Raw genomic sequence first — 20,514 nt, forward strand, 5'->3', positions numbered from 1 at the left:
ACAGGTGTGCACGGGGGTCCGGGCGTAGGCTCGGACCCGGGTACACCGCACACGACGCTTAAGGAATCTCTGATGGAGCTCGGTCTCGTCGGTCTCGGCAAGATGGGCGGCAACATGCGTGAGCGCATCCGCCGCGCAGGCCACACCGTCATCGGATACGACCGCAACCCGGACCTCGCCGATGTCCACAGCCTCGAAGAGCTTGTGGGCAAGCTCAAGGGTCCGCGCGTCGTGTGGGTCATGGTCCCGGCCGGTGCCGCGACCCAGTCCACCATCGACGAGCTGGCCGAGCTGCTCTCCCCCGGCGACATCGTCGTGGACGGCGGGAACTCGCGCTGGACGGACGACGAGAAGCACGCCGAGGAGCTCGCGGCCAAGGGCATCGGCTTCGTCGACTGCGGCGTCTCCGGCGGCGTCTGGGGCCTGGAGAACGGCTACGCGCTGATGTACGGCGGCGACGCCGAGCACGTGGCGAAGGTCCAGCCGATCTTCGACGCGCTGAAGCCCGAGGGCGAGTTCGGCTCGGTCCACGCGGGCAAGGTCGGCGCCGGCCACTTCGCGAAGATGGTCCACAACGGCATCGAGTACGCCATGATGCAGGCCTACGCCGAGGGCTGGGAGCTCCTGGAGAAGGTCGACTCCGTCACCGACGTGCGCGAGGTCTTCCGCTCCTGGCAGGAGGGCACGGTCATCCGCTCCTGGCTGCTCGACCTCGCGGTGAACGCGCTGGACGAGGACGAGCACCTGGACGGGCTGCGGGGCTACGCGGAGGACTCCGGCGAGGGCCGGTGGACGGTCGAGGCCGCCATCGACAACGCCGTCCCGCTGCCGGCGATCACCGCGTCGCTGTTCGCGCGGTTCGCCTCCCGTCAGGACGACTCCCCGCAGATGAAGATGATCGCCGCGCTGCGCAACCAGTTCGGCGGCCACGCGGTCGAGACGAAGAAGTAATCCACAGGCTGTGCACCCCGCGGTGCACGGCCGCCGGGGGAAGAAGGTCGGCGCCCACCATGCACGTCACGCATCTCTCGCTGGCCGACTTCCGCTCCTACGCCCGGGTCGAGGTCCCGCTCGACCCGGGCGTCACCGCTTTCGTGGGCGCGAACGGCCAGGGCAAGACCAATCTGGTCGAGGCCGTCGGCTACCTCGCCACCCTCGGCAGCCACCGCGTCGCCTCCGACGCCCCGCTCGTCCGGATGGGGGCGGAGCGCGCGGTCATCCGCGCCGCCGTCACCCAGGGCGAGCGCTCCCAGCTGGTCGAGCTGGAACTCAACCCGGGCCGCGCCAACCGCGCCCGCATCAACAGGTCCTCGCAGGTCAGACCACGTGACGTCCTGGGAATCGTCCGGACCGTGCTGTTCGCCCCCGAGGACCTCGCCCTGATCAAGGGCGACCCCGGTGAGCGCCGGCGCTTCCTCGACGAGCTGATCACGGCGCGCACGCCGCGCATGGCGGGCGTGCGCTCCGACTACGAGCGCGTCCTCAAGCAGCGCAACACGCTCCTGAAGTCCGCGGCGATGGCCCGGCGGCACGGCGGCCGGGGCATGGACCTGTCCACCCTGGACGTGTGGGACCAGCACCTGGCCAGGGCGGGCGCCGAGCTGCTCGCCCAGCGGCTCGACCTCATCGCCGTACTGCAGCCGCTCGCCGACAAGGCGTACGAGCAGCTCGCGCCCGGCGGCGGACCGGTCCTCCTCGAGTACCGTCCCTCCGCGCCGGGCACCGGGCACACCCGCGAGGCGCTGTACGAGCAGCTGCTCGCCGCCCTCGCCGAGGTCCGCAAGCAGGAGGTCGAGCGGGGCGTCACGCTCGTGGGGCCCCACCGGGACGAGCTGCTCCTGAAGCTCGGCGAGCTCCCCGCGAAGGGGTACGCGAGCCACGGCGAGTCCTGGTCGTACGCGCTGGCGCTCCGCCTCGCCTCGTACGACCTGCTGCGCGCCGAGGGCAACGAGCCGGTCCTCGTCCTCGACGACGTCTTCGCCGAACTGGACGCGCGACGGCGCGAGCGGCTCGCGGAGCTGGTGGCGCCGGGCGAGCAGGTGCTCGTCACGGCGGCGGTCGACGACGATGTGCCGGGCGTGCTCACGGGCACCCGGTACGCCGTGTCCGGCGGGACGGTGGAGCGGGCGTGAGCGAGGAAAAGCTTCCCCAGGCTGTGGACAGTCCCGCCGCACCGGAACCCTCGGGCGTCGACCTCGCCCGGGTCGCGCTGCGCGCCGCCAAGGAGCAGGCGAAGGCGCGGGGCGCGGCGGCGGCGCAGAAGAACCAGGCCCGGCGCGGGGGCGGACTGCGCTCCGGCGCGCGCGCCGACGGGCGCGACCCGATGGCGCTCGGCGCCGCGATCAACCGGCTGATCACCGAGCGGGGCTGGGAGACCCCGGCGGCGGTCGGCGGGGTCATGGGCCGCTGGCCGCAGATCGTCGGGGAGGACCTGGCGAAGCACTGCGTACCGCTGAAGTTCGACGACGAGCCGGACGCGCGGGTGCTGACGGTGCAGTGCGACTCGACGGCCTGGGCGACGCAGCTGCGGCTGCTCGCGCCGCGACTGGTCGCCCGCCTGAACGAGGACCTCGGGCACGGGACCGTGCGGATGATCAAGGTGCTGGGGCCGGGTGCCCCCCGGCGGGGGTACGGACCGCTTCGGGCGCCGGGGTCCGTGGGGCCCGGGGACACGTACGGCTGAGGCGCCGGGCGTCCGGGGGCCCGTCACGGGGGCCGCCACGGTGCGGGCCCAAGCAGTCGGGCGCCGCGCGGGTGGCGTTGTGCCCACCCGTTCCGCCCACCCGTTCCACCCCGGCGAACGCATGCCCGCGACGCGGCGGAACGACTGCCCGCGGCCGGGCGCCGACGCGGTGCCCACAACGGGTCACCGGCCGAAGCGCTGGGTGGCCGTCTGGGGCCTCTGGAGCCCCTATCCGGATATGGGGAGTCGTCTCGCTCCCGCCCAGGGCGGCACATGCGCATTCAGGTACCGGCAAACCCCCATGAGTGTCGGCGCTACCGGTAGACTGGGAGACAATCCCGCCACCCTGCGGAACATGTCGAACGACGCAGCCGCTCCCGTATGCCCGGAGAACGGCTTGTGCTGTGCCAGAAAGGGCGCTTCGTGGCCGATTCCGGCAACCCCAACGAGAACAACCAGTACACCGCCAGCAACATCCAGGTGCTCGAGGGCCTGGATGCGGTGCGCAAGCGCCCTGGCATGTACATCGGCTCGACCGGTGAGCGCGGTCTGCACCACATGGTGCAGGAGGTCGTCGACAACTCGGTCGACGAAGCCCTGGCCGGTCACGCGGACACCATCGACGTGACGATCCTCGCCGACGGCGGCGTCCGCGTCGTCGACAACGGCCGCGGCATCCCCGTCGGCATCGTCGAGTCCGAGGGCAAGCCGGCCGTCGAGGTCGTGCTGACGGTCCTGCACGCGGGCGGCAAGTTCGGCGGCGGCGGCTACGCCGTCTCCGGCGGTCTGCACGGTGTCGGCGTGTCGGTCGTGAACGCCCTGTCCACCAAGGTCTCCGTCGAGATCAAGACGGACGGCCACCGCTGGACGCAGGACTACAAGATGGGCGTCCCCACCGCGCCCCTCGCCCAGCACGAGGAGACCTCCGAGACCGGCACCTCGGTCACGTTCTGGTCCGACCCGGACATCTTCGAGACGACCGAGTACTCCTTCGAGACGCTCTCGCGCCGCTTCCAGGAGATGGCCTTCCTCAACAAGGGCCTGACGATCACGCTCACGGACGAGCGCGAGTCCGCGAAGGCCACGGTGGGCGCCGACGACCCGGACGCCGAGGCCGCCGCCGAGCCGACCGCGCGCACGGTGACGTACCACTACGAGGGCGGCATCGTCGACTTCGTGAAATACCTCAACTCGCGCAAGGGCGACCTGATCCACCCCACCGTCATCGACGTCGAGGCCGAGGACAAGGAGCGCCTGCTCTCGGTCGAGATCGCGATGCAGTGGAACTCCTCGTACAGCGAGGGCGTGTACTCCTTCGCGAACACGATCCACACCCATGAGGGCGGTACGCACGAGGAGGGCTTCCGCGCCGCGCTGACGACGCTCGTCAACAAGTACGCGCGCGAGAAGAAGCTGCTCCGCGAGAAGGACGACAACCTCACGGGTGACGACATCCGCGAGGGTCTGACCGCGATCATCTCGATCAAGCTCGGCGAGCCGCAGTTCGAGGGCCAGACCAAGACGAAGCTCGGCAACACCGAGGCGAAGACCTTCGTCCAGAAGGTCGTCTTCGAGCACCTCACGGACTGGTTCGACCGCAACCCCATCGAGGCCGCGGACATCATCCGCAAGGGCATCACCGCCGCCACCGCGCGCGTGGCCGCGCGCAAGGCGCGCGACCTGACCCGCCGCAAGGGCCTCCTGGAGTCGGCCTCCCTCCCGGGCAAGCTGTCCGACTGCCAGTCGAACGACCCGTCCAAGTGCGAGATCTTCATCGTCGAGGGCGACTCCGCCGGCGGCTCGGCCAAGTCCGGCCGCAACCCGATGTACCAGGCCATCCTGCCGATCCGCGGCAAGATCCTGAACGTCGAGAAGGCGCGGATCGACAAGATCCTGCAGAACACCGAGGTCCAGGCGCTGATCTCCGCCTTCGGCACCGGCGTGCACGAGGACTTCGACATCGAGAAGCTCCGCTATCACAAGATCATCCTGATGGCAGACGCCGACGTCGACGGCCAGCACATCAACACCCTGCTGCTGACCTTCCTCTTCCGCTTCATGCGGCCGCTGGTCGAGGCCGGGCACGTCTACCTCTCCCGCCCGCCGCTCTACAAGATCAAGTGGGGCCGGGACGACTTCGAGTACGCGTACTCGGACCGGGAGCGGGACGCGCTCGTCGAGCTGGGCAAGCAGAACGGGAAGCGGATCCGCGAGGACTCGATCCAGCGCTTCAAGGGTCTCGGCGAGATGAACGCCGAGGAGCTGCGCGTCACCACCATGGACGTCGAGCACCGCGTGCTCGGCCAGGTCACCCTGGACGACGCCGCCCAGGCCGACGACCTGTTCTCGGTGCTGATGGGTGAGGACGTCGAGGCACGGCGCTCCTTCATCCAGCGCAACGCCAAGGACGTTCGCTTCCTCGACATCTGAGTCGGTCTCAGCTGACCGTACGAAAGGACTGAAGACCAGCAATGGCCGACGAGAACACCTCCGGCACCACCGAAGAGCAGGAGCCCGTGCTGCGGATCGAGCCCGTCGGGCTCGAGACCGAGATGCAGCGCTCGTACCTCGACTACGCGATGTCCGTCATCGTGTCCCGCGCGCTGCCCGACGTACGGGACGGCCTCAAGCCCGTCCACCGGCGCGTGCTGTACGCGATGTACGACGGCGGCTACCGGCCCGAGAAGGGCTTCTACAAGTGCGCCCGCGTCGTCGGCGACGTCATGGGCACGTACCACCCGCACGGCGACTCCTCGATCTACGACGCGCTCGTCCGCCTCGCCCAGCCCTGGTCGATGCGCCTGCCGCTCGTCGACTCCAACGGCAACTTCGGCTCCCCGGGCAACGACCCGGCCGCCGCCATGCGCTACACCGAGTGCAAGATGGCGCCGCTGTCGATGGAGATGCTCCGCGACATCGACGAGGAGACCGTCGACTTCACGGACAACTACGACGGCCGCAACCAGGAGCCGACGGTCCTCCCGGCCCGGTTCCCGAACCTGCTGGTCAACGGCTCCGCCGGCATCGCCGTCGGCATGGCCACCAACATCCCGCCGCACAACCTGCGCGAGGTCGCGGCCGGCGCCCAGTGGGCCCTGGAGCACCCCGAGGCCACCCACGAGGAACTCCTCGACGCACTGATCGAGCGGATCAAGGGCCCGGACTTCCCCACCGGCGCGCTCGTCGTCGGCCGCAAGGGCATCGAGGAGGCGTACCGCACCGGACGCGGCTCCATCACCATGCGCGCCGTCGTCGAGGTCGAGGAGATCCAGAACCGCCAGTGCCTGGTGGTCACGGAGCTGCCCTACCAGACCAACCCGGACAACCTCGCGCAGAAGATCGCCGACCTGGTGAAGGACGGCAAGATCGGCGGCATCGCCGACGTCCGCGACGAGACCTCGTCCCGCACCGGCCAGCGCCTGGTGATCGTGCTCAAGCGCGACGCCGTCGCCAAGGTCGTCCTCAACAACCTGTACAAGCACACCGACCTGCAGACGAACTTCGGCGCGAACATGCTGGCGCTCGTCGACGGCGTGCCGCGCACCCTCTCGCTCGACGCGTTCATCCGCCACTGGGTGACGCACCAGATCGAGGTCATCGTCCGCCGGACCAGGTTCCGGCTGCGCAAGGCCGAGGAGCGCGCCCACATCCTGCGCGGCCTGCTCAAGGCCCTCGACGCGATCGACGAGGTCATCGCGCTCATCCGCCGCAGCGAGACCGTCGAGGTCGCGCGCACGGGTCTGATGGACCTGCTCTCGATCGACGAGATCCAGGCCAACGCGATCCTGGAGATGCAGCTCCGCCGGCTCGCCGCCCTGGAGCGCCAGAAGATCGTCGCCGAGCACGACGAGCTCCAGGCGAAGATCGACGAGTACAACGCGATCCTGGCCTCGCCGGAGAAGCAGCGCGCGATCGTCAGCGAGGAACTGGCCGCGCTCGTCGAGAAGTTCGGCGACGACCGCCGCTCCAAGCTGGTGCCCTTCGACGGTGACATGTCCATCGAGGACCTGATCGCCGAGGAGGACATCGTCGTCACCATCACGCGCGGCGGCTACGTGAAGCGGACGAAGACCGAGGACTACCGCTCGCAGAAGCGCGGCGGCAAGGGCGTGCGCGGCACGAAGCTGAAGCAGGACGACATCGTCGACCACTTCTTCGTCTCCACCACCCACCACTGGCTGCTCTTCTTCACCAACAAGGGCCGGGTCTACCGGGTCAAGGCGTACGAGCTGCCGGACGCCGGCCGGGACGCCCGCGGCCAGCACGTGGCCAACCTGCTGGCCTTCCAGCCGGACGAGCAGATCGCCCAGATCCTGGCGATCCGCGACTACGAGGCCGCGCCGTACCTGGTGCTCGCCACCAAGGCCGGCCTGGTGAAGAAGACCGCGCTGAAGGACTACGACTCGCCCCGCTCCGGCGGTGTCATCGCGATCAACCTGCGGGAGCGCGAGGACGGCAGCGACGACGAGCTGATCGGCGCCGAGCTGGTCTCCTCCGAGGACGATCTGCTGCTCATCTCGAAGAAGGCGCAGTCGATCCGCTTCACCGCGACGGACGAGGCGCTGCGCCCGATGGGACGCGCCACCTCGGGCGTCAAGGGGATGAGTTTCCGCGAGGACGACGAGCTTCTCTCGATGAATGTCGTCCGGCCCGGTACTTTCGTCTTCACCGCGACCGACGGCGGGTACGCGAAGCGCACCCCCGTCGACGAGTACCGCGTCCAGGGCCGCGGCGGCCTCGGTATCAAGGCCGCCAAGATCGTGGAGGACCGCGGCTCGCTCGTGGGCGCGCTGGTGGTCGAGGAGACCGATGAGATCCTCGCCATCACGCTGTCCGGCGGTGTGATTCGTACGCGAGTCAACGAAGTCAGGGAGACCGGCCGTGACACCATGGGCGTCCAGCTGATCAACCTGGGCAAGCGCGATGCCGTCGTCGGCATCGCACGGAACGCCGAGGCCGGTGGCGACGACGAGGACGTCGACGATGCCGAGGGCGCCCTGGAGGCGGCCGAGGTCGAGGCGGTCGAGGGCACGGAGCCCTCGACCGGGGAGCACGAGGAGTAGAGCGTGAGTGGAGCCACGGGCGCCGGATCGGCGGCTGCCGGAGCTTCTGCTGGTGCTGGAGCGAACGGTGCCCGTGGTTCCGCCACGGACTCCCAGGGGGTTGCGGTGACGGACACTCGGGGGCAGCAGCCCTCGTACGAGACGTACAACGGGCCACTGCCCGGCGAGCGCCCCCAGGGGCAGCCGAGCGGGCCCTACCACCCGCCGCAGGCGTACGGCACGCCCGCGGGCGGCACGCCTGCGGGCGGTACGCAGGGCGGGCAGACCGGGGCCGTGCGCCGGCCGCGGACCGGGGCGCGCACGATGCCCAGGACGCGCAAGGCGCGGCTGCGGGTGGCCAAGGCCGACCCGTGGTCGGTCATGAAGGTGAGCTTCCTGCTCTCCATCGCGCTCGGCATCTGCACGGTCGTGGCCGCCGCGGTGCTGTGGATGGTCATGGACGCCATGGGCGTCTTCTCGACGGTCGGCGGCACGATCAGCGAGGCCACGGGCTCGAACGAGTCCAACGGCTTCGACCTGCAGTCCTTCCTGTCGCTGCCGCGGGTCCTGATGTTCACCTCGGTGATCGCCGTGATCGACGTGGTTCTGATGACGGCCCTCGCGACGCTGGGCGCCTTCATCTACAACCTGTCGGCCGGCTTCGTGGGCGGTGTGGAGCTCACGCTGGCGGAGGACGAGTAGTCCGCGGGGGGCCGGGCCCGGGCACCGATTTTGGGACTGGCCCCCACGTGCGCTAATGTTCAGGAGTCAGCGCGGCGGACACGAAAAACCGCAGAGCGCGGCGGGGCTATAGCTCAGTTGGTTAGAGCGCATCCCTGATAAGGATGAGGCCACAGGTTCAAATCCTGTTAGCCCCACAGATCGGATCGACCCGGATGGTACTCCATCCGGGTCGATTTGTTTGTATGAGGTTTGAAGCAGGGGTGCGAAGTCCGCACAGGTCACCGATCGGTATCGGTCGATGTGTAGAGTGGGCGTCAGAAGTCTCCTACGTCAACGAAAGACGAGGTCGCGCGGTGAAGAAGCTTCTCCTGGTCGCACTGGCCGCCATCGGCGGGCTCCTCGTGTACCGCCAGATCCAGGCGGATCGCGCCGAGCAGGACCTGTGGACGGAGGCGACCGACTCCGTGCCCGCAGGTTCCGGTGTCTGAGCGACACACACTCTGTGGGTGAAGCCCCGGCCGCATGAGCGGAGCGGGGCTTCACTGCGTCTCGGCCCCCCGGTGTTCGCCCGCGCGAATCGTGTGCCCGCTCACGCGAAGTCGTCGTGCGGAGGTCCCGCGAAAGGCAGGATGGACCGGCACCGCAGGGCGGGAACGAACGGGAGGGACGCGTGGGTACGCAGGCCGGGAGGCGGACCGGGATCGGCCGGAGGGCGGGGGCCCTGATCGCGGCGGCCGCGGCGATGGGCACGGTGACGGCCCTGCCCGCCCAGGCCACCGGGGCCGCCCAGGCCGCCGGGGGGTCGGCCGTGCCGCCGTACGCCTTCGACGGTTCGGCCCAGCGGATCCAGGGCGCCTCCTCCAGCCTCGACGCGAAGACGCTGCAGACCGGCCGGACGTACCGCGACACCCTCGAGAAGGACGGCAAGGTCTACTACCGGGTCGACCTCGACACGAAGCGGAACGCGTACGTCTCCGTCGTCGCCGTCCCCAAGCCCGGCGGCAAGGTCGAGTACGGCGACGGCTTCAAGGTCGGCATCCAGGACAACACCGGAGCCGACTGCGGCTACCAGCAGGTCGACTTCGGCTCCGGCCGGTACCCCAGGCCGCTCGCCGCCTACGCCCGCCGGATCGTCGACCCGGACTCCTCCAGCTGCCAGAAGCAGGGCGCCTACTACGTGCTCGTCGAGCGCGACGCGGCGGCGACCTCCACCCCGGACGACTGGGAGCTGGAGATCCGGTACGTCACCGAGCCCCTCCTCAAGCAGGCCGGCCCCACCGCCCTCCCCGAGGCCTGGCCGTCGGGCACGCCCGCGCCGCCGGCCGGAGGCCAGCAGAGGCGGCAGGGAGGCGCCGGGTTCCACGAGGCCGTCGCCCTGCGCGAGGGCGAGTGGCGGGCCGACATCCGGCCCGGCCAGACCCTCTTCTACCGGGTGCCGGTGGACTGGGGGCAGCAGCTCTTCGCCAGCGCCGAACTGGGCAGCGGCGCCAAGGGGGACTCCGTGAGCAACGCGCTCGCCCTCTCGGTCGACAACCCGGCCCTCGGCTTCGTCGACATGGACACGGTCAGCTACGACGGGGAGCCCACCACACTGACGCTCGACCCGCTGCGGCCGGTCGCCCACGAGAACCGCACCTCGTACCAGGAGGCCACCAGCGGCATGCGGTTCGCCGGCTGGTACTACCTGTCGGCGACGCTGAGCCCGGAGGTCGCCGCCGAGTACGGCGACAAGCCGGTGCCGCTGACGCTCCGGGTGAACGTCGAGGGCAGCCCGGAGCAGGCTCCCCCGTACGACGCGGACCCCGGGATCTTCTCGGTGACGGCGGACGACCGGGAGGCCGCCGTGAACGGCGCCACCGGGGCGTCGGCCACGACGAACGGCACGATGGCGATCGTCGCGACCGCCGGCATCGGCACCGGGACCGCACTGCTGCTCGGGCTGGGGGCCTGGACCCTGCTGGCCCGGCGCCGGGCCTGAGCCCTCAGACCCGCGTCAGGGCCCAGAACCCGACCGCGAGGCAGACCAGCGCGACCAGGAGCACCGGGACCGCCACCTTCGGGGGCGGTCCCGGCCTGCGTACGGCGGCCGGAGCGGGGACCTGGACGGGCTGGGGGACGTACGGAGGGGCGGGAGCCGGTCCGTACGGCGCCGGGGCGGCGGGCGCCTGCGCGAAGGACGGGACCGGGGCCGGGTGCGGGACCGGCGGAGGCAGATGGAAGCTGCCCGTCTCGGAGGGCCCGGGCAGCGGCGGGGCCACCGGGGCCTGGGCGGCGAGCTGATGGGACGGGTACGGCCGGGGCTGCGGTGGGGGCTGCTGCGGCTGTACGGGGGGCACGGGCGGTTCCTGGGCCGGTACGGGCCCGGGGGCGGGCGCGGACGCGGCGGGGCCCGTACCGGCGGGGCGCGGTGGCTCCGCGGGCTCTGCGGGGTTCGTGGGGCCTGGGGTGCCTGTGGGGCTCGTGGGCCCGGCGGGACGGGCAGGACCGGCAGGACCTGTGGAAGCCGTGGGGCCCTCCGGGCCGAATCCGGCCGGAAGGGGGCCCAGTTGGTCGAGGATCTCCACCGGCTGCTCGTCGGGGCGCGGCTCGGGCAGCATCTCCACGGCGGAGCCCAGCGCCTTGCGCGCTCCCGTGGCCGTCCGGAAGCGGGCCTGCGGATCGGGCTGGAGCAGCCCTGCCAGCACCTGCCACAAGGGCTCCGGAACGCCCTCCGGCGCGCCCGGGGTGCCGTGCGCGAGGAAGTGCTCGACCAGCGCCCGGGAGTCCGGCCTGCGGCCCTTGAGCAGATAGAGCGCGACCAGCCCGACGGCGAAGAGGTCGGCGGTGAAGTCCGGCTCGGCCCCGAGGAGCTGCTCCGGCGCGAAGTAGCCGGGCGTCCCCACCACGTGGTCGGTCTCGGTGAGGCGGGGCTCGCCCTTGCGCACGGAGATGCCGAAGTCGGACAGCCGCAGGTGCGGCCGCCCGGCGCCGGTGACCTCCATGAGGAGGTTGGCCGGCTTGATGTCCCGGTGCACGACCCCCTCGGCGTGCACCGCGGCCAGGCCCGAGAGCAGCTGGTCGAGCAGGGCGCAGACGAAGCGGGGCGGCAGCGGCCCGTGGTCCCCGATGACGTGGGCCAGCGAGCCGCCGGCCACCAGGTCCATGGTGAAGAGGACCTTGTCGTCGTCGGCGGCCCAGCTGGCCGGGGCGAGGACGTGCGGATGGTCGATCCGCAGCGCCTGCTCGCGGACGAAGCGGAGCAGCGTGTGCGCGTCGCTCTGCAGGAGCACCTTGGCCGCCACGTAGCGGCGGCGCCGGTGGTCCCAGGCGCGCCACACGGCGCCCGCCCCGCCGCGCCCGATCGGGTCGACCAGCTCGTACCGGCCGGCGAAGACCTCACCCATCGCGCTGCGTCCGCTCCCCGTCTGCGTCGGCTTCACGCGGTGCCGGCCGACTGCCGGGCCCGCGTCAGTTCTGGTGCGACTCGTAGTGGGCGACCGCGTCGGCGGTGCGCCCGGCGCCGTACACCCGGAGGAACTCTGCCAGTTCCGGGTGGGCCGGGGCGAGCGAGTCGGCGGCGTCGATGATGTCGCCGGCGGCCGCCACGGAGCGCAACAGGGACTGGATCTCGCGGACCACGCGGCGCACGGTCGGGCCGCCCGAGCCGGTGGTCGGCTGGGCCGTGCCGGTCAGGACGGAACCGCCCTGGGACTTCTTGATCTCGTCCATCCGGTCGGTGGCCTCGGCGGCGCTGACGGTGCCGTCGGCGACCTGGACGGCGAGCTCCTGGAGGGCCTGGACGCGCTGGACGACGGCCGGGTTGCCGATCTTGGCCCGCTGGCCGCTCATCAGCTGGGACAGCATGGGCGCGGAGAGCCCGAGCACGGCCGCGAGCCTGGCCTGATTGAGCCCGAGGTCGTCGATCAGGCGACGGAAGAGCGCCCCCAGCGGCTCTCCGTACCAACTGCGCTGAAGCTCTCTGGCTCTTGCCGTGGCTTCCTGCTGCGCTGCGTCCATTGCTTCTCCCCATCCCTTGGTTCGCCACTGCGAACCCCGGTCAGCATCTTACGGAGAGTGGTCGCCCACCGGGAGTCCCAATCCTTTTGCCGGACATGGGGGGTGACCCGGTACGCTGTCCTCGTTCCGGGGCCTTAGCTCAGTTGGTAGAGCGCTGTCTTTGCATGGCAGATGTCAGGGGTTCGACTCCCCTAGGCTCCACTCGGACAGACCCCCTTGACCTGCGGCAGCGCAGGTCAAGGGGGTCTTTCGCGTTCCAGGGGGGCCTCGGGGGCGGGGAGGCGGCCTCGCGGCGGGGCGCCGTGGCGCTGGGTGACCGGGCGGCGCAGGGCCGGACGGGTGGTGTTCATCGGAAGAACTGCGCGGCGGCAGCGTCGGTCCGCGGAAATCCGGACCGCATCAACATCATGAGAAAGGTATGTAAAGCGCGCAACCCGAAATGAACCATCCGGGAACGTCACGAAAGTGAGGGGCCATGGCCACCGCCAAGGTCAAGCAGTTCTGGACCGCCTTCATCTCCGTCCTCTTCGCCCTCCTCGCCTCCGTCGGCCTGGCGAACACCGCCGCCGCGGCCGGGCAGCCCGCCGTCCAGCAGCCCGAGGAGCCCGCCGCCCCCGCGGCCGTTCCCGCCGCTGCCGCCGTGGAGCGCGCGCTCGCCCCCGTACCGGCACAGCGGGCGCGCCGGTGGCCGCTCGTCGGGGACCGCTCCCTGCCGCCCACCATCAAGCAGCGCATCGCCGCCGAGGCCCACGGTGCCTCTCCCTCCGCGCGGCAGCGGTCCTCGTCGTCCGCCGGGGTCGAGAGCGACCCGACCGCGCTGACCGAGCTCGCGCTCGCCGCGGCGGCGTAGGGGGTGGGGAGCCACGACGCGTACTCCCCGCACCCCACCCGCGGAACCCCGCGGCAGGACCGGCAGACCCGTGCCAGGGCCGGCAAGCCCGCGGCAGGGTCGGCGAACACCTCCGTACGACCGGGCGGCACCTCGCCAGGACCCCGCAGGACCTCGGCCGAGCCCGGCAGAGTCCGTACGGTCCGGCGGCATCTCGGCAGGGCCCGGCAGGACGTCAGCGGTACGCGGCAAGGCCCGGCAGGCCCCGTCAGTACCCGGCAGGCCCCCACCAGCGCCCGGCAGGACCCCGCCAGTACCCGGCGGGACCCAGCGGTGCTCGGCAAGCCCCGGCAGGACCTCCTCAGGACCCGGCAGGACCCCGCAGTACCCCGCAGGACCCGGCAGAACCCCGCAGGACCCGGCAGAACCCCGCAGCACCCGGCAGGACCAAGTACGGCCCCGGCAGTACCCAGTACGACCCCGGTAGGACCCCGGCAGGAGGAGTGGTCGGTCAGCGGCGTTCGTCGCGTTCGGCGGCTTCTGCGGCGGCCGCGGCATCCGCGTCGGCCTCCGCCTCCGCGTCGAGCGGGGCCCCACCGCCGTCGACGGACGGCAGCGAGGAGTCCTCGTCCGTCTCGTCCGTCTCGTCCGTCTCGGTCGGAGCGGGAGGCTCGACCAGCCAGTCGGGATTGGCCTGCTTGTCCCACCACTTCCAGGCGATGAACGCGCCGCCGACCAGTACGCCGAGGACGACGAGTCCCTTGGCGAGGCGTCCGGCCCTGGCCCGACGCTCGTGCTTCTTCACGATCTTCTGGATTTCCTCCGGCGTCACCTGACCGCGCAGCGCGGCCCAGGCGGCGGTGGAACGCGACCCGGCCTCCTCAAGGGCGGGACCGGTCGCGGCGACCGCGCTCTCGACGCGCGGAACGGTGTAGTCGGCCGCCTGACGGGCGGCCTGGCGGGTCTTGACCGCCGCACGGTGTGCGGCCGCGTCGACCCGTGGCGGTACATGCGGTGCGACATACGAGTCGTACTGCGCACGAGCCTGCGCGCGTGCCTGCTGCGCGGCCTTCGAGACCTTCGGCGCGGCCCACGACCGCGCCTCCTGCGCGTAGTACGTGGCCTGGTCCCTGGCCGTGCCGGCGTACGGCGCCACCACTTCCGCGGCGTGCAGGACGCTTTCCTTCGCCGATCCTGTCGCGGCGCGCACGCTGTCCATGCGGGTCACGGGGTTCCTCCTCCTCGGTGGCGATGTCGGTTTTTCGCCTTTCCATCCTTTTCGGAATCATGCCCGCCGGAGCGAGCTCCGGCATGTGGGGCTGGCATCCGGGGCATGCGAGGATCGGACACGCCAGAGACAGCCGTGACATGACGCCGGACGACGTGCGTGGCATGGCGCGAGACGACGTGGACGGAAGGCGACCGTGGCCGAGCAGTTGTACGCGATCCTCAAGACGAGCCTGGGCGACATCGAGGTGCGGCTGCTGCCGTTCCACGCCCCGAAGACGGTCCGGAACTTCGTCGAACTCGCCTCCGGCGAGCGCGAGTGGACGCACCCCGCCACCGGCAAGGTCTCCTCGGACCCGCTCTACGACGGAACGGTCTTCCACCGGGTCATCAAGGGATTCATGATCCAGGGCGGCGACCCGCTGGGGAACGGAACGGGCGGGCCGGGCTACGAGTTCGCCGACGAGTTCCACCCGGAGCTCTTCTTCGACCGCCCCTACCTGCTTGCCATGGCCAACGCCGGCCCGGGCACCAACGGCTCGCAGTTCTTCGTCACCGTCGGCCCCGCGACCTGGCTGAACCGCAAGCACACCATCTTCGGCGAGGTCGTGGACCAGGAGAGCCGGAAGGTCGTGGACGCCATCGCGGCCACCGCCACCGACCCGCACACCGACCGTCCGCTCCAGGACGTGACCGTCGACTCCGTGGTGATCGAGAAGCGCTGAGGCGGAAGGGACGGGACCTGCCATGGACACGCAGCCCGGTCTGTTGCGCTGCTACCGCCATCCGGAGGCCGAGACCGGCATCCGCTGCGCCCGCTGCGAGAGGCCCATCTGCACGCAGTGCATGATCTCCGCCTCCGTCGGCTTCCAGTGCCCCGAGTGCGTGCGGGGCGGTTCGGGGACGGGCCACGCCCCCGACGCCAACCAGCCCCGGACGCTCGCCGGCGGCCGGGTGGCGTCGGACGAGCGGTTCGTCACCAAGATCCTCATCGCGATCAACCTGGCGCTGTTCATCGCCGTCCAGGTGGTGGGCGACCGGCTCGTCGACGACCTGGCGCTCATCGGCGGCGCGTACCTGCCGACCGGTGAGCTGGTCGGGGTCTCGGACGGCGAGTGGTACCGCCTGCTGACCTCCGCCTTCCTCCACCAGGAGATCCCGCACTTCCTCTTCAACATGATGGGCCTGTGGGTGATCGGCGGGATCGTCGAACCCGAGCTCGGGCGGATCCGGTACGCGGCCCTCTGTCTGCTCGCCGGGCTCTCCGGCTCCGCGCTGGCCTATCTGCTCTCCCCGCAGAACCAGTTCTCGCTGGGCGCCTCCGGCATCGTCTACGGCCTGATCGGAGCCTGGGCCGTACTGGCCCGGCGCCGGCGGCAGGACATGCGGCCGGTGGCCCTCTTCGTGGCGCTGTCGTTGCTCTTCACGTTCACCCGTCCGGGGATCTCGTGGGAGGCGCACGTCGGCGGTCTGGTGGCCGGCGCCCTGGTGGCGTACGCGATGGTGCACGCGCCGCGGGCCCGTCGGGACCTCGTGCAGTACGGGGCCTGTGGATTGGTGCTCCTGATCGACCTGGGGATCGTGCTAGCCCGTTCGGCAGCGCTCACCTGAGCATGCACACCTGTGGAAGAGCTCTTCGGTGAGCTTTCCCCAGAGTTATCCACAGTGTGTGGCGAGCCCTGTCCGCTGCGTGGGGAAAGACAGCGCCCCTCGCCTCTGACCTGGTGTTTCCCCAGGGAGACGAGGGGCACTGTGGATAACCTCATGGGTGATTCCGGTCATACCGGCGTCAACCTGATGCCGAGTTATCCACAGATCTTCGTAAGTTATCCAGTGCTGTGCACAACTCTGTGGATAAGCTCGGGGGAGAACTTGACGAGCGGCCCGCGCGACCGCTAGATCGCCCGGACCGTCCCTGTTTCCGCTGCTGCGGGGAGACGTCGAAGCCCGCCTGCCGTCACTGCGGGGAGACGTCGGAGCCCGCTACTTCCACTGCGTGGAGACGCCGAAGCCGGCCGCGATGAAGCCGAAGCCCACCACGATGTTCCAGTTCCGGATCGACTCGACCGGCATGGAACCGTCGGTGACGTAGAAGACCACGATCCACACCAGCCCGATGGCGAACAGCGCCAGCATCACGGGCGCCACCCAGCTGCGATTGGTCAGCTTGATGTTGGTGGCCTTGACGGGCGGAGGCGTGAAGTCGGCCTTCTTGCGGATCCGTGACTTCGGCACGAGGGACTCTCCTGTCGATGCGCTGCGTGACCGCGCAGGGAACTGTGGCTGGCGCCGGGATGTGACGAAGGAGGACGACTGCGTCCCCCAGGCGTCCGTTAGCGTAGTGGTTCCGCGGCACCGAAGGGGATCAGGGTACGTTGAGCAATTCCGCCGACACTCCCGAAAGGCCGGGCCGCACCACGAGGTGGCGCCCCGTCCGAGTGCTCACCCTTGCCGTCTTCGCCCTCGCCGGACTGATCTTCGTCACGAGCTTCAACACCGCCAAGGGCACCAACCTCCGGACGGACGCCTCGCTCCTGCGGCTCTCCGACCTCATCGAGGAACGCAGCCACAAGAACGCCGGACTCGACGAGTCCACCGCCGCCCTCCGCACCCAGGTCGACTCCCTCGCCGCCCGCGACGACGGCTCCACGCGCGCGGAGGACGAGAAACTCGACGCGCTGGAGGCGAAGGCCGGGACCACCGAGGTCGCCGGCCCCGGCCTCACCGTCACCCTCGACGACGCCCCGCCCAACGCCCAGGCGGCCCCCGGCTACCCCGAACCGCAGGCCAACGACCTCGTCATCCACCAGCAGGACCTCCAGGCCGTCGTCAACGCCCTGTGGCACGGCGGCGCCGAAGGCATCCGGGTCATGGACCAGCGGCTCATCTCCACCAGCGCCGTGCGCTGCGTCGGCAACACCCTGATCCTCCAGGGCCGCGTCTACTCCCCGCCCTACAGGATCACCGCCGTCGGTGACCGGGGGAAGCTGACCAAGGCCCTCGCGGAGTCCCCCGCGCTCCAGAACTACCAGCTGTACGTCAAGGCGTACGGCCTCGGCTGGAAAGTCGACGAGCACAGGGCGGTGACTCTTCCCGGCTACTCGGGCACAGTGGACCTCCACTACGCGAAGCCGGTGAGCTGACGCGCCGGTGGTCGACCGGGGGGAGCCGGGGCCGTGACGGTACGACTGGTCGTACGGAGCCTCAGCGAGCTGTGCATCACCGCCGGCGCCCTGGTCGTCCTCTTCGTCGCGTACCTCCTCTACTGGACCGGCGTCCAGGCCGACAGCGCCGGCGCCGCCCAGATCGACACCCTCCAGCGGGAGTGGGCCGGCACGCCCGTCGCCGCCGCACCCGCTCCCGCGCGCACACCGGCGCCGTACGCCACCGGCAAGGGCTTCGCCGTCATGTACGTCCCCCGGCTCGGCCGCGACTGGGAATGGCCCGTCCTCGAAGGCACCGGCCCCGACGTCCTGAAACGGGGCCTCGGCCACTACACCCGCACCGCCCCGCTCGGAGCCACCGGCAACTTCGCCGTCGCCGGCCACCGCCGGACCCACGGCGACCCCTTCAAGGACTTCCCGCGGCTGCGCCCCGGCGACGCGATCGTCCTCACCGACGGCACGACCTGGTTCACCTACCGGATCGACCGCGGCCCCTACCGGACCGTCCCCGACGACACCGCCGTCGTCGACCCCGTCCCCGGGAAGTCCGGCTTCGACGGTCCCGGGCGCTATCTCACCCTCACCACCTGCGACCCCGAGTGGGGCAGCAGCCACCGGCTGATCGTCTGGGCGCACCTCGACGCCACCCGCCCGGTGACCGACGGCCGTCCACAGGCTTTGGGCAGCTGACCCCCCGCGGCCCGCTCGCCCCGTACTCTGGTCCCCGTAACGAACGGAAGGGGCGGTCGACGTCATGTACGGCTGGATCTGGCGGCATCTGCCGGGCAACGCGTGGGTACGGGCGCTGATCTCGATCGTGCTGGTCCTCGCGATCGTCTACGTCCTCTTCCAGTACGTGTTCCCCTGGGCGGAGCCTCTGCTTCCGTTCAACGATGTGACGGTGGACGGCCAGTGAGCGCGCGAATTCTCGTCGTCGACAACTACGACAGCTTCGTCTTCAACCTCGTTCAGTACCTCTACCAGCTCGGCGCCGAGTGCGAAGTCCTCCGCAACGACGAGGTCGAGCTGAGCCATGCCCAGGACGGCTTCGACGGCGTCCTGCTCTCTCCCGGGCCCGGCGCGCCCGAGCAGGCCGGCGTCTGCATCGACATGGTCCGGCACTGCGCCGACACCGGCGTGCCCGTCTTCGGCGTCTGCCTCGGCATGCAGTCGATGGCCGTGGCCTACGGCGGCGTCGTCGACCGCGCGCCCGAGCTGCTGCACGGCAAGACCTCGCTCGTCACGCACGAGGGCCAGGGCGTCTTCGCCGGTCTGCCCTCGCCGTTCACCGCGACCCGCTACCACTCCCTGGCCGCCGAGCCCGCCGACCTGCCGGCCGAGCTGGAGGTCACGGCGCGGACCGAGGACGGCATCATCATGGGGCTGCGCCACCGTGAACTGCCCGTCGAGGGAGTGCAGTTCCACCCCGAGTCGGTCCTCACCGAGCACGGACACCTGATGCTGGCCAACTGGCTGGAGCAGTGCGGCGACAAGGGGGCGGTCGGCCGGTCGGCGGGGCTCGCTCCGGTGGTGGGCAAGGCCGTCGCGTGACGACGGGCTCGCCGTGGTTCCGGCCGTCGAACGGGCCGGGGCCGGAGCCGATAACCGGGGACCCGCACGCGCCTGCCGCCGAGCCGCACGCGCCGAACGTCGAGTCGTACGCGCCGAACACCGAGCCGTACGCGCCGTACGCCGAGTCGTACACGCCGAACACGCCTGCCGCCGAGCCGTACGCCGAGCCGTACGCCGAGCCGTATGCCGCCGCCGAACCGTACGCGCCCGTCGCCGAGTCGTACGCCCCCGGTGATCCGTACGCGCCGAAAACCGAGCCGTACGTCGAGCCCTACACGGCCGCCGAGCCGTACGCGACCGCCGAGCCGTACGCGTACGAGGAGCCGGTGCACCGCGGGGGCGTCGCCCAAGAGGGCCCCTACGGGCCCCCGTACGGCCCGTACGAGGCGGAAGAACCCCCGGCGGCCCCGCCGGACGAGACGATGCCCCTGCGGGCCGTGGAGGGCCCTGCCGAGCCGCCGTCCCCGGGCCCCGGGCGGGCCGAGCGCCGGCGTGCCGCCAAGGGCGGCCGGGGCAGGACCCGGGGCGCCGCCCCCGCGACCGCCTCTCCGTCCGCCGCCGAAGGACGCCCCCTCTCCCGCGTGGAGGCCCGGCGGGCCGCCCGCGCCGCCAAGGAGAGCGTCGGCGTCGTCGCCAGCCGGGTCGTCGGAGAACTCTTCATCACCTTCGGCGTCGTCATGCTCCTCTTCGTCACCTACCAGCTGTGGTGGACGAACATCCGGGCCGGACAGGAGACCGACAGGGCCAAGGCACAGATCGAGGACACCTGGGCCAAGGGCGACGACAAGACCGAACCGGGGGCCTTCGAGCCCGGCAAGGGCTTCGCCATCATGTACATCCCCAAGCTCGACGTCGTCGTCCCCGTAGCCGAGGGCATCAGCAAGACCGACGTCCTCGACAAGGGCATGGTCGGCCACTACGGCGAGGGCAAGCTCAAGACGGCCATGCCGGCCGACAAGCAGGGCAACTTCGCGGTGGCCGGCCACCGCAACACCCACGGCGAACCCTTCCGGTACATCAACCGGTTGAAGCCCGGGGACCCGATCGTCGTCGAGACGCAGAGCGCGTACTACACGTACGAGATGGCCAGCATCCTGCCGCAGACCTCGCCCTCCAACGTCTCGGTGATCGAACCCGTACCGAAGCAGTCCGGCTTCAAGGGGCCCGGCCGGTACATCACGTTGACCACCTGCACACCGGAGTTCACCAGCACCTACCGCATGATCGTGTGGGGCAGGCTGGTCGACGAACGCCCGCGCAGCAAGGGAAAGCCGGAAGCGCTCGTAGGCTGAGACCCCACACCTCCGGACGGGACGA

General features: G+C 70.9%; 20 protein-coding genes and 2 tRNA genes. 18 read left to right on the plus strand and 4 right to left on the minus strand.

Translation table 11 applies throughout. From position 1 onward, the window contains the following. The first annotated feature begins 72 nt into the window (after positions 1-72). The 9 genes from gnd to ACIGW4_RS04370 all read left to right on the plus strand — a co-directional run bounded on the left by gnd (position 73) and on the right by ACIGW4_RS04370 (position 10,387). Positions 73-951 carry a phosphogluconate dehydrogenase (NAD(+)-dependent, decarboxylating) gene (gene gnd / locus ACIGW4_RS04330; RefSeq protein ID WP_123453563.1) on the plus strand — a complete coding sequence of 293 codons (879 nt, stop codon included), beginning with the start codon at positions 73-75 and terminating at the stop codon, positions 949-951. Positions 952-1,010: 59 nt separating this feature from the next. Beyond that, the gene (recF, locus tag ACIGW4_RS04335; RefSeq protein WP_123453561.1) at positions 1,011-2,132 is read left to right on the plus strand and encodes a DNA replication/repair protein RecF; all 1,122 of its coding nucleotides are present in this window, start codon (positions 1,011-1,013) and stop codon (positions 2,130-2,132) included. Then, positions 2,129-2,683, plus strand: a complete 555-nt coding sequence (locus ACIGW4_RS04340; protein WP_123453559.1) for a DUF721 domain-containing protein — start codon at positions 2,129-2,131, stop codon at positions 2,681-2,683. Before recF ends, ACIGW4_RS04340 begins: the two co-directional genes overlap by 4 nt. 399 nt (positions 2,684-3,082) lie before the next feature. Next, positions 3,083-5,113 carry a DNA topoisomerase (ATP-hydrolyzing) subunit B gene (gyrB, locus tag ACIGW4_RS04345; RefSeq protein WP_123453557.1) on the plus strand — a complete coding sequence of 677 codons (2,031 nt, stop codon included), beginning with the start codon at positions 3,083-3,085 and terminating at the stop codon, positions 5,111-5,113. Positions 5,114-5,154: 41 nt separating this feature from the next. After that, the gene (gyrA, locus tag ACIGW4_RS04350; RefSeq protein ID WP_123453555.1) at positions 5,155-7,746 is read left to right on the plus strand and encodes a DNA gyrase subunit A; all 2,592 of its coding nucleotides are present in this window, start codon (positions 5,155-5,157) and stop codon (positions 7,744-7,746) included. A 105-nt stretch (positions 7,747-7,851) separates the two neighbouring features. Continuing rightward, the gene (locus ACIGW4_RS04355) at positions 7,852-8,427 is read left to right on the plus strand and encodes a DUF3566 domain-containing protein (RefSeq protein ID WP_123453553.1); all 576 of its coding nucleotides are present in this window, start codon (positions 7,852-7,854) and stop codon (positions 8,425-8,427) included. A 102-nt stretch (positions 8,428-8,529) separates the two neighbouring features. Then, positions 8,530-8,603 (plus strand) — tRNA-Ile (locus ACIGW4_RS04360). Between the two features lie 159 nt (positions 8,604-8,762). After that, positions 8,763-8,897: a DLW-39 family protein gene (locus ACIGW4_RS04365; RefSeq protein ID WP_003958712.1), complete on the plus strand. Its 135-nt coding sequence runs from the start codon at positions 8,763-8,765 to the stop codon at positions 8,895-8,897. Positions 8,898-9,079: 182 nt separating this feature from the next. After that, the gene (locus tag ACIGW4_RS04370) at positions 9,080-10,387 is read left to right on the plus strand and encodes a hypothetical protein (RefSeq protein ID WP_399578403.1); all 1,308 of its coding nucleotides are present in this window, start codon (positions 9,080-9,082) and stop codon (positions 10,385-10,387) included. Between the two features lie 4 nt (positions 10,388-10,391). Here the strand turns inward: ACIGW4_RS04370 and ACIGW4_RS04375 are convergent, their stop codons facing one another. Next, the gene (locus tag ACIGW4_RS04375) at positions 10,392-11,792 is read right to left on the minus strand and encodes a serine/threonine-protein kinase (protein ID WP_399578405.1); all 1,401 of its coding nucleotides are present in this window, start codon (positions 11,790-11,792) and stop codon (positions 10,392-10,394) included. 64 nt (positions 11,793-11,856) lie between these two features. Then, complete coding sequence (locus ACIGW4_RS04380) at positions 11,857-12,405, minus strand: DNA-binding protein (protein WP_123453547.1); 549 nt, start codon at positions 12,403-12,405, stop codon at positions 11,857-11,859. A gap of 128 nt (positions 12,406-12,533) precedes the next feature. On the opposite strand from ACIGW4_RS04380, the gene ACIGW4_RS04385 reads away from it, so the two are divergent. After that, a tRNA-Ala gene (locus ACIGW4_RS04385) sits at positions 12,534-12,606 on the plus strand. A 274-nt stretch (positions 12,607-12,880) separates the two neighbouring features. Then, positions 12,881-13,255 (plus strand): DUF6344 domain-containing protein, encoded by a 375-nt coding sequence (locus ACIGW4_RS04390; RefSeq protein WP_123453545.1) that lies wholly within the window; start codon positions 12,881-12,883, stop codon positions 13,253-13,255. 490 nt (positions 13,256-13,745) lie between these two features. On the opposite strand, the gene ACIGW4_RS04395 is transcribed toward ACIGW4_RS04390, so the two are convergent. Further along, positions 13,746-14,462, minus strand: coding sequence for a DUF5324 family protein (locus tag ACIGW4_RS04395; protein WP_399578407.1), 717 nt, complete (start codon positions 14,460-14,462; stop codon positions 13,746-13,748). 196 nt (positions 14,463-14,658) lie between these two features. Here ACIGW4_RS04395 and ACIGW4_RS04400 point away from each other — a divergent pair, with 196 nt between their 5' ends. Together ACIGW4_RS04400 and ACIGW4_RS04405 are read left to right on the plus strand one after the other, a co-directional pair. After that, a complete protein-coding gene (locus ACIGW4_RS04400; RefSeq protein WP_123453541.1) occupies positions 14,659-15,186 on the plus strand; it encodes a peptidylprolyl isomerase in 528 nt (175 codons plus the stop codon). A gap of 22 nt (positions 15,187-15,208) precedes the next feature. After that, the gene (locus ACIGW4_RS04405) at positions 15,209-16,072 is read left to right on the plus strand and encodes a rhomboid family intramembrane serine protease (protein ID WP_123453539.1); all 864 of its coding nucleotides are present in this window, start codon (positions 15,209-15,211) and stop codon (positions 16,070-16,072) included. A 372-nt stretch (positions 16,073-16,444) separates the two neighbouring features. Here the strand turns inward: ACIGW4_RS04405 and crgA are convergent, their stop codons facing one another. Next, positions 16,445-16,696: a cell division protein CrgA gene (gene crgA, locus ACIGW4_RS04410; RefSeq protein WP_093875148.1), complete on the minus strand. Its 252-nt coding sequence runs from the start codon at positions 16,694-16,696 to the stop codon at positions 16,445-16,447. Positions 16,697-16,836: 140 nt separating this feature from the next. On the opposite strand from crgA, the gene ACIGW4_RS04415 reads away from it, so the two are divergent. The 5 genes from ACIGW4_RS04415 (at position 16,837) to ACIGW4_RS04435 (ending at position 20,489) form a co-directional block, all read left to right on the plus strand. After that, complete coding sequence (locus tag ACIGW4_RS04415; RefSeq protein ID WP_123453537.1) at positions 16,837-17,604, plus strand: DUF881 domain-containing protein; 768 nt, start codon at positions 16,837-16,839, stop codon at positions 17,602-17,604. A gap of 33 nt (positions 17,605-17,637) precedes the next feature. Then, entirely contained in the window at positions 17,638-18,315 is a 678-nt protein-coding gene (locus ACIGW4_RS04420) for a class E sortase (RefSeq protein ID WP_398708010.1), read from the plus strand. Positions 18,316-18,379: 64 nt separating this feature from the next. Further along, a complete protein-coding gene (locus ACIGW4_RS04425) occupies positions 18,380-18,541 on the plus strand; it encodes a hypothetical protein (protein ID WP_030206689.1) in 162 nt (53 codons plus the stop codon). Then, a complete protein-coding gene (locus ACIGW4_RS04430; RefSeq protein ID WP_123453533.1) occupies positions 18,538-19,176 on the plus strand; it encodes an aminodeoxychorismate/anthranilate synthase component II in 639 nt (212 codons plus the stop codon). The genes ACIGW4_RS04425 and ACIGW4_RS04430 overlap by 4 nt, the downstream gene beginning before the upstream one ends. Continuing rightward, positions 19,173-20,489: a class E sortase gene (locus ACIGW4_RS04435; protein ID WP_399578410.1), complete on the plus strand. Its 1,317-nt coding sequence runs from the start codon at positions 19,173-19,175 to the stop codon at positions 20,487-20,489. Before ACIGW4_RS04430 ends, ACIGW4_RS04435 begins: the two co-directional genes overlap by 4 nt. The last annotated feature ends 25 nt before the right edge of the window (positions 20,490-20,514 follow it).

Source organism: Streptomyces sp. NPDC053513, assembly GCF_044544765.1.
GTDB classification, from domain to species: domain Bacteria; phylum Actinomycetota; class Actinomycetes; order Streptomycetales; family Streptomycetaceae; genus Streptomyces; species Streptomyces litmocidini.

What these genes read in the sequence shown, in the direction of transcription:
- ACIGW4_RS04390 (WP_123453545.1), top strand. Translation starts at nt 12,881, where the DNA reads ATGGCCACCGCCAAGGTCAAGCAGTTCTGGACCGCCTTCATCTCCGTC.
- ACIGW4_RS04405 (WP_123453539.1), top strand. Translation starts at nt 15,209, where the DNA reads ATGGACACGCAGCCCGGTCTGTTGCGCTGCTACCGCCATCCGGAGGCC.
- gnd (WP_123453563.1), top strand. Translation starts at nt 73, where the DNA reads ATGGAGCTCGGTCTCGTCGGTCTCGGCAAGATGGGCGGCAACATGCGT.
- ACIGW4_RS04380 (WP_123453547.1), bottom strand. Translation starts at nt 12,405, where the DNA reads ATGGACGCAGCGCAGCAGGAAGCCACGGCAAGAGCCAGAGAGCTTCAG.
- recF (WP_123453561.1), top strand. Translation starts at nt 1,011, where the DNA reads ATGCACGTCACGCATCTCTCGCTGGCCGACTTCCGCTCCTACGCCCGG.
- ACIGW4_RS04375 (WP_399578405.1), bottom strand. Translation starts at nt 11,792, where the DNA reads ATGGGTGAGGTCTTCGCCGGCCGGTACGAGCTGGTCGACCCGATCGGG.
- ACIGW4_RS04425 (WP_030206689.1), top strand. Translation starts at nt 18,380, where the DNA reads ATGTACGGCTGGATCTGGCGGCATCTGCCGGGCAACGCGTGGGTACGG.
- gyrA (WP_123453555.1), top strand. Translation starts at nt 5,155, where the DNA reads ATGGCCGACGAGAACACCTCCGGCACCACCGAAGAGCAGGAGCCCGTG.